Origin of the sequence: Marinobacter sp., from assembly GCF_048266785.1 — a bacterium.
Taxonomy (GTDB): Bacteria; Pseudomonadota; Gammaproteobacteria; order Pseudomonadales; family Oleiphilaceae; genus Marinobacter.
Window position 1 is genome coordinate 108,830 of sequence record NZ_JBLWYX010000012.1, and the last position, 13,023, is coordinate 121,852.

The window sequence follows — 13,023 nt, forward strand, 5'->3', positions numbered from 1 at the left end:
AAAACTTCCTACATGAACAATAGCCCATCTTTGCGGCTTGTACTATGCAGAAAACCTCTACATGACGTTAAAAAATGCCAGTAGGCCGCTTGTTTGTATAGGGATTTCGTGACTGAGTGTAAGCCGGCATGTGCGAAGCGGCGAGTCAGGTATCGACAGGATACGGACGGATACACGGCTGGCAGCCTCCACGTTTATTGCGGGCCAATGGAAAGTCGTTTTATTTGGTGATATTGGTGGGATTATCAATTGAGGATTTGGTTATGTTTAACAGACTTGCTCACCACGCGAACGTGCTGGGTTCCGTCGCAACCTCGTCGTTAGCTGCATGGCGTGGATGCCTTGTGGTAAGCGACGTGCCGCAACCGGAAAAGCCCCTTGTGCTGTATGACATGGAAGGCTGCCCATATTGCCGCCGAGTTCGCGAAGCGCTGACCGCACTGAATCTCGATGTGCAGATCCGGCCCTGTCCCAAGGGTGGCCGAGTGTTCCGGAAACGGGCAGAGACGACAGGCGGCAAGCAGCAGTTCCCCTTGCTGGTCGACCGGAACACCGACACTGTGATGTATGAGTCGGAAGCAATCATCAAGTACCTGTTCCTGCAATATGCAGGGCGGCCGGTGCCTGGCTACTACCGTGAACGGGTGTGGCAACCGGTTCTGGGTTCGTTCGCTTCTGTTGCCAGCGCCATGAGGGGGCTGCGTGTCAGCCCGGGTAAGCAGCCAGAACAGCCGCTGCACTTATGGAGTTTTGAAGGAAGTCCGTTTTCTCGCCTGGTACGGGAGAAACTGTGCGAGCTTGAGATTCCATACACCCTGCATAGTCTGGGCAAAGAACACTGGACTGAAATCGGGCCTGCGAAGCAACGTATCAAGCCAGGGCCATACAGGCCAGCACCTGGAGGAAAGCGCGATGCGTTCCTCAAGGCGCACGGCAGGGTTCAGGTGCCTTACCTTGAAGATCCTAACACCGGGGAAGGGTTGTTTGAATCTGCCCGCATACTGAATTATCTGGATGCCCGGTATGGTTGAAAACAATCAGCAGCCAAGCTGTTTCAGGGGCGTCTTGGCGGGTATCATTGCCGACCATTGAGAGCGTTTTCGAACGTCCGTGAAATCAAAAGCAGGAAGTCTATGTATACCGGCAAGTGCCTGTGTGGTGAGATTACCTTTGAATATGAAGGCCCTTTGGGCCCTCTCTCTCTTTGCCATTGCAGCCAGTGTCGGCGTGCACACGGCAGCGCATTCTCTGCCAGTTCACCGGTGCAAAAAGTGCGCTTCCGGTTTTTATCCGGGCAAGAACGGTTGATGGAATATGAATCGCGCCCGGGTAAGTACCGGGCTTTCTGTAGCCGCTGCGGCAGCCATTTGTACAGTCGTGTGGATGCGATTCCCGGCATTCTCCGCCTGCGGGTGGGCGTGATTAATGAGCCCCTGGAAAAGGGGCCGGCGCAGCATGTCTACACTGGCTCAAAGTCGGACTGGTTTGAAATTACTGACGCTTTGCCCCAATACGAAAAGACCGAACGCACCGGCGACCCTCATTGAGCCGGCACGACCCGGTACACTTTCCCCTGCGGTGAGTCTGTTAATAACCACAGTGTGCCGTCTGGCGCTGTCCGAACGTCGCGAATTCGTTCTTTCAGTGACGTGAGTAAATCCTCCTCGCCGACTACCTGGCCGTTTTCAATTTCCAGCCGAACCAGCTTGCGCAATTTGAGGGCACCTACGAACAGGCTGCCTTGCCACTGGGGAAATTCCGCGCCGGTGTAAAACGCCATGCCAGAGGGCGCAATGGACGGATCCCAGTAGTGGAGAGGCTGAGCCATGCCTTCCCTTTTGGTGTCCAGAGTGATTGGAAGCCCCGAGTAGCCAATGCCATAGGTTATTTCGGGCCACCCGTAATTTGTGCCGGCGTTGAGGATGTTTATTTCGTCGCCACCGCGCGGGCCGTGCTCGTGAGTCCAGATATCACCGGTTTCGGGGTGAACGGTCATACCCTGAATATTACGGTTTCCCCAAGTAAAAAAGGTGTTATTAATGCCCTGGTCATCAAGCCCCGGGTTGCCTGGTGCCGGCTCGCCGTTCACCGTAATGCGGTGGACACCGCCGGCATCGTCCCGGGTATCCTGAGCCCGGTCCATTTCGCCACGGTCACCAACGGAAATATAAAGATAGCCGGATGCGTCAAATGCCATTCGCCCACCGAAATGGCGCGAGGTGTTGGAGCGCGGAAGTGCTTCGAAGATGACGGTTACGTTTTTTAACCCTCCGTCTTCATATTGCGCGCGGGCTGAGCGCGTTGTCATTCCAATGCTCGATCGGTGTGCGTAGCTGAGGAATAACGTCCTGTTCTCTCTAAAGTCCGGGTGCAGGACGATATCGAGCAGTCCGCCCTGGCCAGAAACGGCAAGCGCTGGAAGCCCCCGAACAGCCTGCGGTAACAGCTTTCCATTCTGGATCACGCGTAGCCTGCCAGCTCTCTCCGTAACGAGCATGGAACCATCGGGGAGAAAGGTTAGGCCCCAAGGGTGTTCAAGCCCTTCAGCCACAGTTTCCAGCCTGAATTGTGCATCTTCAGAGGTGAAGGTCTGGCTTGCTCCAACGAGGGGGAGTCCCAGAAGAAGCAAGCCACTGAGTGCGATCAGGGGTTGATTTAGGCGCATGCATCCTCCTTAAGTGTTGCAAATGATAATCAATATCATTAATATATTTGTGTGCCTGCCAAGCAGCACAGATGTTCTTCATACGATCTGTTTACACCATAAGCTCAGGGAGATACAGCCATGACGGCAGAACAGGAAATGATGGAAGGGCTGAAGATTGCGGCTGGGGCCGGTCTTTTCGCTGCGCTAGTGGTCGCCGGGCTTGCGGTTGCGCTGTAACCACCGGTCCAGTTTGTCAGCGAATTCTTTTTTGTCGGTTTGGCTGAACGGAGGCGCGCCGCCGGTAACCTGTCCGGCATTGCGCATCTCTTCCATGAAGTTTCTCATGGCGAGGCGTTGTCGGATGTTTTCCTTGGTGAAAGCCTGGCCTCTCGGGTTAAACACATCTGCACCCTTCTCAATGGCGTCAGCGGCTAGCGGAATATCCTGGGTGATCACGAGATCACCGGCGCTGAGCTGATCCATAATCTCGTTATCCGCCACATCGAAACCCTGCATAACCTGTCTGGCTTTTATATAGGGGCTGGGCGGCAGCTTGATCACATGGTTGGCAATGAAAGTCGTCTGAACTTGCCAGCGAGAGGCTGCACGGCAAAGAATTTCCCGGATGGGCACAGGGCAGGCGTCGGCGTCGACCCAGATTGGCATGGCTGGCTCCTTCATTGGTTCAGTTTTCGAGAGTTTACCTGTTGTCGCTGTGAGCCTGGTAGTCAACCTTGGCGTATACGTTAATAGGTTTTGGTAGCGGCAGGCGGTTTCCCCCCCCCAGGAAGTTCCTTGGCTCAACAGCCGCTGCCGGATTTGCCGGGGTGTTGGTGGTATAATCCTGTGTAAATTCAACTACCAGGAAACTTCAATGTCTCAACTTCCACCTTGCCCCCGGTGTGCTTCTGAATATACCTATGAAGATGGGGTTCAGCTTGTCTGCCCCGAGTGCGCCCATGAATGGACAGAAGCAGAGGCGACTGCGGCAGCAACGAGTGAAGTGGTGCGCGATGCCAACGGTAACGAGCTTCAGGATGGCGATACCGTTACTGTTATCAAGGATCTGAAGGTTAAGGGTTCAAGTTCGGTTGTAAAAGTGGGTACCAAGGTGAAGGGTATTCGTCTGGTAGACGGCGATCACGATATTGATTGCAAGATTGATGGCATTGGCGCCATGAAGCTTAAATCCGAGTTTGTTAAAAAAGCCTGAGGCCCGCAATGTCGAACCCTGACTGCCTCGCTGCGACCTTTTGACGCAGCCCGCCGCTTGCGCTGACCTGATCTGAACGCAACACTGTGGGCATTAAAACCTTCAAGTCTGACATTAATCATTGTCAGCTCCACAGTAACGACACGAGATCTCATGAAAAAACTCATCACACTGCTGTTTGTCAGTAGCGCACTGCTGGTCACATCGTTCCTTGCCACGGCTGTGAGGGCCAATGAGCACGCTCACGGCGGCGTTGCTATAGAGCATCCGTGGAGCCGGCCGACACCGCCAGGCACTCCTATGGGTGTAGGTTATCTCGTTATCAGGAATCACAGCGACAGGGATGTCACTTTGATCAGCGCAAGTACGCCCAGAGCGGGTCATGTTTCAATGCATAAAACGCTAATGAAAGACGGTGTTATGCGCATGGAGCCGCTTAAGGGCGGGTTGGCAATATCGGCCGGAGAGGCGGTGGAGCTCAAACCTCTGAGCTATCATTTAATGCTTGAAAAGCTCACGGAGCCGCTTAAAGAAGGCGAGACGATTCCCCTGGTTCTGGAATTTGAAGGTGCGGAGGCTATTGAAGTCGAGCTAAACGTACAGTCCCTGGACGCTGATATGAAAGAGCAGGAAATGGAGCATTCTGGGCACAAGATGGATCATTGACCACCCCTGATTAAATGGCCAGCGGCGTTTCCGAAGTACAGAATGTGCAGTGGAAGCGTCACTGGCGATATTTATCATTCGGGCCGCCGTTAAGAGCAGCCACCGCAGCAAACGCCCGGATCTCCGTGTTTTCCCTTCTTTACCGTTTCCTTGTCGGTGCTTTCAGACGCTCTGACGGCTTGTTCAGCGGCCCCATCGTTGAGCCTTTCAGTCTCCGCCCTATCGGCATTTTTGGGGCTGGCCACTTCTTTAAATAGCTGTGTCATCAGGAATATCTCTTTTTGGTCGCAATAAGATTCATGTTTTATGTATCTTATTGCGAGTTAAAGAGGTAGTCAATGGATGTTTTTAATGTGCGAATAGGTAACGACCGCAAGTCTGTCGAAAAGGATTCAGAGTTGCACTTTTGTGCTAAAGTCATGTGCAAATATACTTATAATCAGGTTGTTATGCTTCTTGGTGTTTTGGCCAAGACCATAATGGCGGCATTTCTGGTGGCTCCGACCGTTCTGTTGCAAGGGAATTTGCAGTATATGGATAATGACAATAGCACCGTGAATCCTGCATCACGGCGTGAGCGTGGGCTGCGATTCTGGCAGGTTGCCCGCCGGACATGTCAGCTTGCAGCGGCTGTCGATATTTCTTTTTTCTTCCTGTTTCATTTTCTCGGATCGCCCATCCTGGCGTGGATAAACGTTGGCAGCGTCGCTATGTATGCGACCGCTTATTATGCTATTAAACGAAGGCAGAATCGCCTGGCTATCGCGCTGATCTGGCTTGAGGTGATTATTCACTCGGCGCTCGGAACCATAATGATCGGGTGGGAGAGTGGCTTTCACTACTATTTGCTGATGTTCATCCCAGCCTTGTGCGTCAGTTTGGTGCGTCTTGGTACGATTTTTTCTTTAATAGTGGGGCTTTGGGGTTACTACATAGGGCTCGACATTCTCATGTGGTTCATCGAGCCTGTCCAGCCAATATCGCCTGGCGCCTTGCGCGGCGTTCACTTGTTCAATCTGAGCATCGTGTTTGCAATGTTGAGCTACCTCTCATTTTTTTATATGAGTACGGTTATTTCGGCGCAGCGCAAGCTTCGCAGATTTGCAACGGTCGATTCGCTGACAGGGCTGTTTAACCGCCGCTATGGCAGCGAGCTGGCGGAGAATGAAATCGCACGCTTTCGTAGGGCGAGGCATCCAGTGGCATTCCTGTTGCTCGACGTTGATCATTTCAAATCCATTAATGACCACTATGGACATGAAATGGGGGACAGAATCCTGGCGGAGATTGGGCGACTGATTCCGGCACAGTTGCGAACTCAGGATGCAGTAGCACGCTGGGGTGGCGAGGAATTTCTGGTTATTCTTCCGGATACTGGCATTGAAAGTGCGCTGGCAAGTGCAGAGAGGGTCAGAAGTGCTATTCACAGCCATGACTGGCAAGCTGTTACAGGTGAGTCGATCGACGTAACTATCAGCGTTGGTGTAAGCGAAATGTATGAAAACGACGATCGGGGTTCTGTTATCAGTCGTGCCGACAGAGCGCTTTATCGCGGTAAGGCTGGAGGTAGAAATCGGGTGGAGCAGGAAGAAACTCTGGAGCAATAAAAAGCAAGCAACAAAAAAGGCAGCCGAAGCTGCCTTTTTTAGCGTTGTCTGTTAATTAAACAGCAACAACGTTCTCAGCCTGAGGACCTTTCTGGCCCTGAGTCACGGTGAAATCAACCTGCTGGCCTTCAGCCAGAGTCTTGAATCCGCCGCCTTGAATAGCGCTGTAGTGAACGAATACGTCGGGGCCGCCTTCACGAGTGATAAAGCCAAAACCTTTTGCTTCGTTGAAAAACTTAACAGTACCGGTAACAGTAGACATAATAAATATTCCTGAATTCAATCATTTAATGTGCCGCCAAGTCATCACATTGATGGCTGGTCAGCGATATGCGGAAACAAAAAACTTGCGTGATCAAAAACAGGACGATGCACTACTTGCGGGTACAAAAATGCGTCTTATTGATGAAGTGCTTTGCTAAATCTTTCCAACGAGGAGCACTGTACCTGTTGGCCGATGAAAAGCAAAGCATTTTCTTATAGGCATAAACCCGACATTTTCAGCAACATGAGGTATGTTTGATTCTGTATTCCGGAATTTTCAAGAACTGTTACAGGAGCCTTGCCTTGTCTGAGTTATCCACCTACGAAAGTTTTTCTGTCAGCGTTACAAACAAGATTGCCCATGTGCAGTTCAGCCGCCCGGAAGCGATGAATACCATGACCAAGGCCTTCTGGCTTGAGTTGCCCAAGTGCATGCAGGAGATCGAGTCGAACACCGATGCGCGGGTTATTGTGGTGTCATCCACGGGTAAGCATTTCTCTGCGGGGATGGATCTTGGTGTCTTTACAGACTCCAAGGCTGTGCCCATGAGCGGTGATCCTGGCCGTATGGCAGAAAACCTGCGCCGGGTCGTATTGCAGCTGCAGGATACTCTGACGTCTCTGGAAAACGTTCGTCTGCCGGTATTGGCAGCCATCCAGGGGGGCTGCATAGGTGGTGCTCTGGATCTGGTGTGTTCAGCCGACAGCCGTTACTGCACCGAGGACGCGTACTTCACAATCAAGGAAACCGAGCTCGGCATGACGGCGGATGTGGGCACTCTTCAGCGTTTGCCCAAACTGATGCCGGAAGGCGTTGTGCGTGAGCTGGCTTACACTGGCCGTAAGCTTTCTGCGCAGGAAGCGAAAGCTCTTGGCTTTGTGAATGCACTCTACGCAGACCAGGACGCTTTAATCGCAGGCGTTATGGACATCGCCGCTCAGATTGCCGCCAACTCACCGCTTGCGGTTACTGGTTGTAAAGAGATGCTGAACTACAGCCGTGACCACACCGTGGCGGATAGCCTGAAGTACATGGCAACCTGGCAGGCTGGCATGTTCCGCCCCACGGACATGATGAAAACGTTCCAGGCTAAAGCACAGAAACAGGTGCCTCAATATGATGACCTGTTCGCCGTGAAAGGACTTTTTGAACAATAGATGGCTTTGAATAATCAGCGTAAATCGAAAGTTTCTCCGGTTACCGCCCTGGTGTTCCAGGGTGGAATCGGGGTGGTCGGGTTGCTGGCAATTCTCATCTTGAGTATTCCTGTACCGATCTCCGGAGACGGAATTTTACCCAGTGTGCTTTACGGAGTTCTGGGTGCCCTGTGCACCTACGGAGCGCTATTACTACTCACTCAAATTCCAGGCCTGTTCCCGAATAACCTCGACAGGCAAATGCGCGGCCTGCACAGATTTGCTTCCAGTTATTCCTGGTTTGTTCTTTTTCTGCTTTCGGTTTTCGCCGGTATAGGCGAAGAACTCCTTTTCAGAGGCGCTGTGCAGGGCTGGCTGGCTGTGCATACGGATACCACGACAGCAGTGTTGGCTGCATCCGTGCTTTTTGGCCTGGTGCATTACGCGTCTTTTACTTACTTTGTCATCGCCACAAGCCTCGGGTTGGTGCTCGGGCTGGCGTATGCATTAACCGACAGCATTCTCCTGGTCATGGTCTGGCACGGCGTTTACGACATGGCGGCGCTGTTTTGCCTGCTCCGGTTTCCTGAATGGTTTGGCATCAGTGTGCGATCGAAAGATTAAGAGCGTGCAGCTTTCAATGCAGTCGTCAGCCGTTCCATAACCCCTCCGCTGTGGCGCCAGAAGTGCCAGTGCAACTCAACCTCAAGAGATTGACCGGGCGCAATGCTGACCAGTCGTCCTGCCTCGATTTCACGTTTCGCCTGAATCTCCGGAATCATGCCGTAACCCATTCCGGCCAAAGCCAGTTTCACGAATCCTTCAGAGGAAGGGCACAGGTGGTACGGGAAGGCACCTGGGTAGCCACTCTGAGCCAGAAACCGGTGCTGCAACTGGTCATTAGGCCCGAATACGATTGCAGGCGCTGTCTGCAGGCTTTGTTCATTAAAGCCCTGGCTGAAATACCGCTTTTTATATGAAGGTGTTGCCAGAGGCAGGTAGGTCATGGTGCCAAGCGGAACGCAGCGTGCCCCGGCTACCGGCTGTGGATTGCTGCACAGACAGGCGGCCACATCACCTTCGCGCATTCTGCGCAGTGCGATGTCCTGGTCTTCGACCACCATATCCAGCAGCAGCGCTTCCTGCCGGCAGAATTCACCGATGGCGCTTGCCCACCAGGTTGCGAGGCTATCAGCATTGAGTGCGATGCGTAACCGTGCAGCCGGCTCGGAGAGAGTGGGAAGCGATTTCGCAAGATCCCTCTCAAGCAACTGAACCTGCTGAACGTGGTTCAGCAGTTGCTGCCCCGCCGGTGTGGCTCTGGGAACAGGGCTGCGTAGCAGAACCGGTTGCCCGATGCGGACTTCCAGGGTTCGGATGCGCTGTGAAATGGCGGATTGGCTCAGACCAAGCACAGCGCCTGCACGCTCAAAACCACCTGTCTCGACAACGGTGGCGAGAGCTTCCAGCAATTTGTAATCGATCATAAGCAAAACTGATGCATCATTATGAATATGAATTTCAAGTATAGCGGCAAGCGGCTATTCTTGCTGCATCAAAAATGGAGCAAAGAGCAGTGCTTGAAAGTTACTTGACCGGTTTGATTGTGTGCGGCGGTATTATTGTCGTTATCGGAGCGCAGAATGCCTATGTGCTGAGCCAGGCGATCCGGCGCGAGCACCACTGGTGGGCGGCGGGTTTTTGCATGGCGGCAGATATTACTCTTTTCACGCTTGGCATGTTCGGGGTCAGCGCAGCTTTGATGGCCATGCCGCAGGCGCTGGAAATCCTGCGTTGGCTCGGGGTGGCTTTTCTCGGCTGGCTGGCGATTCAGGCCTTTGTGAGAGCCAGTTGGGGCAGGGCGGCGCTTGAAACCGGTGAGGTATCGCGCCGCAGTCTGAGGGGTGTTCTTTTTACCACGCTGGCGGTTACCTTGCTGAACCCTCAGGTGTATCTCGATACCCTGTTGTTGATTCCGGCGGTAGGCGCACAGCAGGAAAACGCAACGACCTTCGTGGCGGGCGCCAGCAGCGCGTCTGTCCTGTGGTTCGGTTTGCTCGCATGGAGCGGGGCGGTACTGGCGCCGGTTCTGTCACGCCCGCTGGCATGGCGGATTATCGACGGCGCAATTGGCGTGATGATGGCGGCCATCGCGCTTCATCTGGCGCTCAATGGCAGCCTTTAGTGTTAGCAAGAAGAACTAGTCAAACCGCCGTGCGCCAGAGAAACGGTCTTTCCAGTAGTAACCGGTCAGTTCGGACATGATGACGCCGGAAGATGTTGATGCGTGGATAAACAGGTTGTCGCCCATATAAATTCCGGCGTGCTGGTCTTTGCCTGCAATTCTGAAGAATACGATATCGCCGGGTTGAACCTCTTCAGGATGAACCACATCACCGTACCGCAGCATTTGCGAGGTTGTGCGCGGCAGTTGTTGCCCCAGGCTTTCACGATACGCAGTTGTGATGAATCCTGAGCAGTCAAACCCACGTGCGGTTGTGCCACCATACTGATAAGGCGTGCCCTGGTAGCGCTCAAAGGCTTGCCACAGTTTTTCGGCTTTGACAGACCCTTGTGCGGATTCAACCGGAGAATATTGCAGTGCGGCTCGCCCGGGCTGCAATTGCTGATTAGTGGCGCAGCCACCCAGCACAAGGGAGGAGAAAGCCAGAATGATGACGTATCTGAAAGCCTGAACCATGCAAATTCCTGAGCTGCTGTTCTTTGATTTCACTCTGTTACCGATTCCACTCTATTACCGAATACCCAGGATGTCAGGTTACGGTTTGCGGGATTTGTTACCATTGCAGGATGCTGAAAATATCAAATGCAGTAGAAATCGCTGAGTGGGAAATAGAAATCACCCAGATCCGTGCTCAGGGCGCCGGTGGTCAGAACGTCAACAAGGTAGCCTCGGCAGTTCATTTACGCTTCGATGTGCAGAGTTCTGCTCTGCCGCCGTTCTACAAGGAGCGTCTTATGGCGCTGCAGGATCAGCGCATTAGCAAGGAAGGCGTTATCATCATCAAGGCCCAGTCATTCCGTACGCTGGAGCTGAACAAGGAGGATGCACTTGAGCGCCTGAAGGAACTGATACTGGAGGCTGTCAAAGTGCAAAAGGCGCGTCGTGCCACCCGCCCCTCAAAATCTGCCCGGCGCAAACGCGTTGACCGCAAAACGCAGAAAGGCAAAACCAAAGCTCTGCGGGGCAAGGTTCAGGTCTGACTCGCCTCTGGCTCGCGCTTTTTTGATTCGATTTCCTTGATAAATGATTCTATATCGTCGAATGCTTCCTCGGCCTCCGGCAATACCGGGGTGAAAATCTGCCAGACGTGAACCATTCCGGGCCAGGTGTGCAGCACCACTTTCGAGCCCTGTGCTTTGGCCTTGGACGCGTATCGTCTGGCGTTATCCAGAAGCATCTCGGAGTCACTGGCTTGAATCAGTGTGGGCGGTAGGTTGGCAAGATTGCCCAGGAGTGGTGATGCGACAGGACTGGTCGGAGAAATACGGAATGCTGCAAGCGTTGCCCACCAGATAACCGGTCGGGGAATTTTCGACAGACCACCAAACATTGGCCCCAGCATTGGATCTGTTGCGATATTACCGCGGTTGCTCGGCGCGCTCAGGGTGAGGTCTGTGGAGGGGGAAAACGCTACGGCACCATCAGCCTGACGCAGGCCGCTCTCACGGATCCAGGCCAGCAGGCCAAGGGCATGGCTGCCGCCGGCCGAATCTCCTGCGACGAGGATAAACGTGGCTTCATCCGGACCGTCTGGGCCACTTTCTATCAACCAGGTGTAAGCTCTGCGGCAGTCACGTACACCGTCCATAAACCGGTGCTCCGGCATAAGGCGATAGTCCACGGCAAAGACAGATGCATTGGCAATGTGAGACAGGCGGTCTGTAATGGATCGATGGCTACGGGGGCTGCCCGCCGCCCAGGCACCGCCGTGAATGTAGAGAATTCGCCGTTGGGTATCAGCACCGGGAGCAATAACCCACTCACCGCTCGGGCTATCGCATTGCCGGAATTCTGACCCGAACTCCAGGCCGTCACTGAGGCTGTCCATATGCTTGCGCAGCGCTATCAGCCGCGCTTTACCACGAAGGCCTTTCCCGGCCCTGCCCATTTCGCGGATACGCTCCAGTACTTTCAGGTTCTCTTCGCTCGGGGTTGCTTCCTTCACGGAATATTCGTACGCGTCCAGATGGGACATATCTTCAATGCGAAACAGAAGCAGGGTCAGTGCAACGACAAGTAAAATTACGACAGCGATAATCCAGAACATGAGTTGTCCGTATTCTGAGAGTTGGCCCTGAAAGCGTGAGCGCACTATGCTTTGGTTACAAAGCATCGCAGATTTTTTGCGAGTTCTGCCCCCAAATGTCACAAAAGGAGACGGGCATTGCAAATAGCCTATCGGGCCAAGGACATCACTGAAGCGCACATTGTTGCCGGTTTGTTAAAAGCCAACGGCATTGAAACTTACGTAGGTGGCCATTACCTGCAGGGTGCAATGGGCGAAATTGGCGCAGCAGGCTTCAGTAATGTTCATGTAGAAGACGAGGATCTCTATCCGGCGCGGCAGCTGGTTGCAGAGTATGAGGCGAGTGGCCATGTTACCCCGGTCACGGAAGGTGATGATGGCAAATCCAATTCTTACGCTCGCTGGTTTTTACTGGCCATGGCGGTGCTGGCGCTGATATTGCTGAATCTCTGATACACGTAGTTCAATGACATTTAACTGATGAAAGGAGCGAGCAATTTATGACAGATGATGCCTCAAAAAACCCCGTTATGTTGATCACCGGCGCATCTTCCGGCATTGGTGCTGCAACGGCACGGGCGGCCGCCAAAGAAGGTTATCGCCTTGTTCTTGCAGCCCGCTCTGCCGGCAAGCTTGAGGCGCTGCAGGCTGAACTCGGTGGTGACAGCGAAGTGCTGATTGTCGAATGCGATGTGCAGAAGGGTGACGATCAGAAAGCGATGGTTGAACAGGCCCTGAAAAAGTTTGGTCGCCTGGACAGTGTGTTTGCCAACGCTGGCCGGGGAGGGGAGCCGGGAGGCTTCAGTGAAGCCGATCCGGATGTCTGGAAAGATATGATTCTCACCAATATTTACGGGGTTGGCCTGACTATTCAGCATTGCCTGCCGGCACTTCGTAAAAGCAAGGGACACTTGTTGCTGACAGGCTCTGCGGCCGGCAGGGTTTCGATTCCCGGTTCGATGTACAGCGCGACCAAATGGGCTGTTTCGGCTATCGGTTATAACGTAAGGGAAGAGTTGCGAGGTTCCGGGGTGCGGGTAACCCTGATAGAGCCTGGTATGGTCGATACGCCATTTTTCGATAAGCCACCGGCCCACGCGCTGCTGCCGGACGATATTGCCCGCGCGGTGATCTATGCGGTATCCCAGCCTTCCCATGTGGATGTGAATGAAATTCTGGTGCGACCAACGCCCGCGGAGTAGAAAAGGCAGCCCGGCC

The 13,023-nt window shown here is 53.6% G+C and carries 18 protein-coding genes; 11 read left to right on the forward strand and 7 right to left on the reverse strand.

From position 1 onward, the window contains the following. Positions 1 to 263: 263 nt before the first annotated feature. Complete coding sequence (locus ACN0V1_RS15760; RefSeq protein ID WP_417545898.1) at positions 264 to 1,031, forward strand: glutathione S-transferase N-terminal domain-containing protein; 768 nt, start codon at positions 264 to 266, stop codon at positions 1,029 to 1,031. Between the two features lie 102 nt (positions 1,032 to 1,133). Further along, complete coding sequence (locus ACN0V1_RS15765) at positions 1,134 to 1,547, forward strand: GFA family protein (protein WP_417545899.1); 414 nt, start codon at positions 1,134 to 1,136, stop codon at positions 1,545 to 1,547. Here ACN0V1_RS15765 and ACN0V1_RS15770 read toward each other — a convergent pair. Together ACN0V1_RS15770 and ACN0V1_RS15775 are read right to left on the reverse strand one after the other, a co-directional pair. Then, positions 1,541 to 2,665 carry a PQQ-dependent sugar dehydrogenase gene (locus ACN0V1_RS15770; protein ID WP_417545900.1) on the reverse strand — a complete coding sequence of 375 codons (1,125 nt, stop codon included), beginning with the start codon at positions 2,663 to 2,665 and terminating at the stop codon, positions 1,541 to 1,543. The genes ACN0V1_RS15765 and ACN0V1_RS15770 overlap by 7 nt on opposite strands. A gap of 186 nt (positions 2,666 to 2,851) precedes the next feature. After that, positions 2,852 to 3,313 carry a YaiI/YqxD family protein gene (locus ACN0V1_RS15775; protein ID WP_417545901.1) on the reverse strand — a complete coding sequence of 154 codons (462 nt, stop codon included), beginning with the start codon at positions 3,311 to 3,313 and terminating at the stop codon, positions 2,852 to 2,854. A gap of 208 nt (positions 3,314 to 3,521) precedes the next feature. Between ACN0V1_RS15775 and ACN0V1_RS15780 the strand changes: the two genes are divergently transcribed. Beyond that, complete coding sequence (locus tag ACN0V1_RS15780; RefSeq protein WP_417545902.1) at positions 3,522 to 3,860, forward strand: zinc ribbon domain-containing protein YjdM; 339 nt, start codon at positions 3,522 to 3,524, stop codon at positions 3,858 to 3,860. 153 nt (positions 3,861 to 4,013) lie between these two features. Beyond that, complete coding sequence (locus tag ACN0V1_RS15785; RefSeq protein ID WP_417545903.1) at positions 4,014 to 4,526, forward strand: copper chaperone PCu(A)C; 513 nt, start codon at positions 4,014 to 4,016, stop codon at positions 4,524 to 4,526. Positions 4,527 to 4,615: 89 nt separating this feature from the next. Here the strand turns inward: ACN0V1_RS15785 and ACN0V1_RS15790 are convergent, their stop codons facing one another. After that, positions 4,616 to 4,792: a CCGSCS motif protein gene (locus ACN0V1_RS15790; protein ID WP_417545904.1), complete on the reverse strand. Its 177-nt coding sequence runs from the start codon at positions 4,790 to 4,792 to the stop codon at positions 4,616 to 4,618. Positions 4,793 to 4,864: 72 nt separating this feature from the next. Here ACN0V1_RS15790 and ACN0V1_RS15795 point away from each other — a divergent pair, with 72 nt between their 5' ends. Continuing rightward, entirely contained in the window at positions 4,865 to 6,133 is a 1,269-nt protein-coding gene (locus tag ACN0V1_RS15795; protein ID WP_417545905.1) for a GGDEF domain-containing protein, read from the forward strand. 55 nt (positions 6,134 to 6,188) lie between these two features. Here ACN0V1_RS15795 and ACN0V1_RS15800 read toward each other — a convergent pair whose 3' ends face one another. Then, the gene (locus tag ACN0V1_RS15800; RefSeq protein ID WP_071266268.1) at positions 6,189 to 6,395 is read right to left on the reverse strand and encodes a cold-shock protein; all 207 of its coding nucleotides are present in this window, start codon (positions 6,393 to 6,395) and stop codon (positions 6,189 to 6,191) included. 305 nt (positions 6,396 to 6,700) lie between these two features. Between ACN0V1_RS15800 and ACN0V1_RS15805 the strand changes: the two genes are divergently transcribed. Further along, complete coding sequence (locus ACN0V1_RS15805; RefSeq protein WP_417545906.1) at positions 6,701 to 7,555, forward strand: crotonase/enoyl-CoA hydratase family protein; 855 nt, start codon at positions 6,701 to 6,703, stop codon at positions 7,553 to 7,555. Beyond that, positions 7,556 to 8,158, forward strand: a complete 603-nt coding sequence (locus ACN0V1_RS15810) for a CPBP family intramembrane glutamic endopeptidase (protein ID WP_417545907.1) — start codon at positions 7,556 to 7,558, stop codon at positions 8,156 to 8,158. It begins immediately after the preceding gene. Here ACN0V1_RS15810 and ACN0V1_RS15815 read toward each other — a convergent pair. Continuing rightward, positions 8,155 to 9,021: a LysR family transcriptional regulator ArgP gene (locus tag ACN0V1_RS15815; RefSeq protein ID WP_417545908.1), complete on the reverse strand. Its 867-nt coding sequence runs from the start codon at positions 9,019 to 9,021 to the stop codon at positions 8,155 to 8,157. The genes ACN0V1_RS15810 and ACN0V1_RS15815 overlap by 4 nt on opposite strands. A gap of 89 nt (positions 9,022 to 9,110) precedes the next feature. On the opposite strand from ACN0V1_RS15815, the gene ACN0V1_RS15820 reads away from it, so the two are divergent. Beyond that, positions 9,111 to 9,719 carry a LysE/ArgO family amino acid transporter gene (locus ACN0V1_RS15820; RefSeq protein ID WP_417545909.1) on the forward strand — a complete coding sequence of 203 codons (609 nt, stop codon included), beginning with the start codon at positions 9,111 to 9,113 and terminating at the stop codon, positions 9,717 to 9,719. Between the two features lie 15 nt (positions 9,720 to 9,734). Here ACN0V1_RS15820 and ACN0V1_RS15825 read toward each other — a convergent pair whose 3' ends face one another. Beyond that, a complete protein-coding gene (locus ACN0V1_RS15825) occupies positions 9,735 to 10,235 on the reverse strand; it encodes a C40 family peptidase (protein ID WP_417545910.1) in 501 nt (166 codons plus the stop codon). 110 nt (positions 10,236 to 10,345) lie between these two features. On the opposite strand from ACN0V1_RS15825, the gene arfB reads away from it, so the two are divergent. Then, entirely contained in the window at positions 10,346 to 10,759 is a 414-nt protein-coding gene (gene arfB, locus ACN0V1_RS15830) for an alternative ribosome rescue aminoacyl-tRNA hydrolase ArfB (protein ID WP_417545911.1), read from the forward strand. On the opposite strand, the gene ACN0V1_RS15835 is transcribed toward arfB, so the two are convergent. Further along, positions 10,750 to 11,826, reverse strand: a complete 1,077-nt coding sequence (locus ACN0V1_RS15835; protein ID WP_417545912.1) for an alpha/beta hydrolase — start codon at positions 11,824 to 11,826, stop codon at positions 10,750 to 10,752. The genes arfB and ACN0V1_RS15835 overlap by 10 nt on opposite strands. Positions 11,827 to 11,943: 117 nt before the next feature. Here ACN0V1_RS15835 and ACN0V1_RS15840 point away from each other — a divergent pair, with 117 nt between their 5' ends. Both ACN0V1_RS15840 and ACN0V1_RS15845 read left to right on the forward strand, forming a co-directional pair. Further along, positions 11,944 to 12,258 (forward strand): DUF2007 domain-containing protein, encoded by a 315-nt coding sequence (locus ACN0V1_RS15840; protein WP_291947483.1) that lies wholly within the window; start codon positions 11,944 to 11,946, stop codon positions 12,256 to 12,258. A 47-nt stretch (positions 12,259 to 12,305) separates the two neighbouring features. Then, positions 12,306 to 13,007, forward strand: coding sequence for an SDR family oxidoreductase (locus tag ACN0V1_RS15845; protein WP_417545913.1), 702 nt, complete (start codon positions 12,306 to 12,308; stop codon positions 13,005 to 13,007). Positions 13,008 to 13,023: the final 16 nt, after the last annotated feature.

Bases quoted from the DNA above. Each gene is read 5' to 3' on its own strand.
- ACN0V1_RS15760 (WP_417545898.1), top strand. From the start codon at position 264: ATGTTTAACAGACTTGCTCACCACGCGAACGTGCTGGGTTCCGTCGCA.
- ACN0V1_RS15765 (WP_417545899.1), top strand. From the start codon at position 1,134: ATGTATACCGGCAAGTGCCTGTGTGGTGAGATTACCTTTGAATATGAA.
- ACN0V1_RS15770 (WP_417545900.1), bottom strand. From the start codon at position 2,665: ATGCGCCTAAATCAACCCCTGATCGCACTCAGTGGCTTGCTTCTTCTG.
- ACN0V1_RS15775 (WP_417545901.1), bottom strand. From the start codon at position 3,313: ATGCCAATCTGGGTCGACGCCGACGCCTGCCCTGTGCCCATCCGGGAA.
- ACN0V1_RS15780 (WP_417545902.1), top strand. From the start codon at position 3,522: ATGTCTCAACTTCCACCTTGCCCCCGGTGTGCTTCTGAATATACCTAT.
- ACN0V1_RS15785 (WP_417545903.1), top strand. From the start codon at position 4,014: ATGAAAAAACTCATCACACTGCTGTTTGTCAGTAGCGCACTGCTGGTC.
- ACN0V1_RS15790 (WP_417545904.1), bottom strand. From the start codon at position 4,792: ATGACACAGCTATTTAAAGAAGTGGCCAGCCCCAAAAATGCCGATAGG.
- ACN0V1_RS15795 (WP_417545905.1), top strand. From the start codon at position 4,865: ATGGATGTTTTTAATGTGCGAATAGGTAACGACCGCAAGTCTGTCGAA.
- ACN0V1_RS15800 (WP_071266268.1), bottom strand. From the start codon at position 6,395: ATGTCTACTGTTACCGGTACTGTTAAGTTTTTCAACGAAGCAAAAGGT.
- ACN0V1_RS15810 (WP_417545907.1), top strand. From the start codon at position 7,556: ATGGCTTTGAATAATCAGCGTAAATCGAAAGTTTCTCCGGTTACCGCC.
- ACN0V1_RS15815 (WP_417545908.1), bottom strand. From the start codon at position 9,021: ATGATCGATTACAAATTGCTGGAAGCTCTCGCCACCGTTGTCGAGACA.
- ACN0V1_RS15825 (WP_417545910.1), bottom strand. From the start codon at position 10,235: ATGGTTCAGGCTTTCAGATACGTCATCATTCTGGCTTTCTCCTCCCTT.
- arfB (WP_417545911.1), top strand. From the start codon at position 10,346: ATGCTGAAAATATCAAATGCAGTAGAAATCGCTGAGTGGGAAATAGAA.
- ACN0V1_RS15835 (WP_417545912.1), bottom strand. From the start codon at position 11,826: ATGTTCTGGATTATCGCTGTCGTAATTTTACTTGTCGTTGCACTGACC.
- ACN0V1_RS15845 (WP_417545913.1), top strand. From the start codon at position 12,306: ATGACAGATGATGCCTCAAAAAACCCCGTTATGTTGATCACCGGCGCA.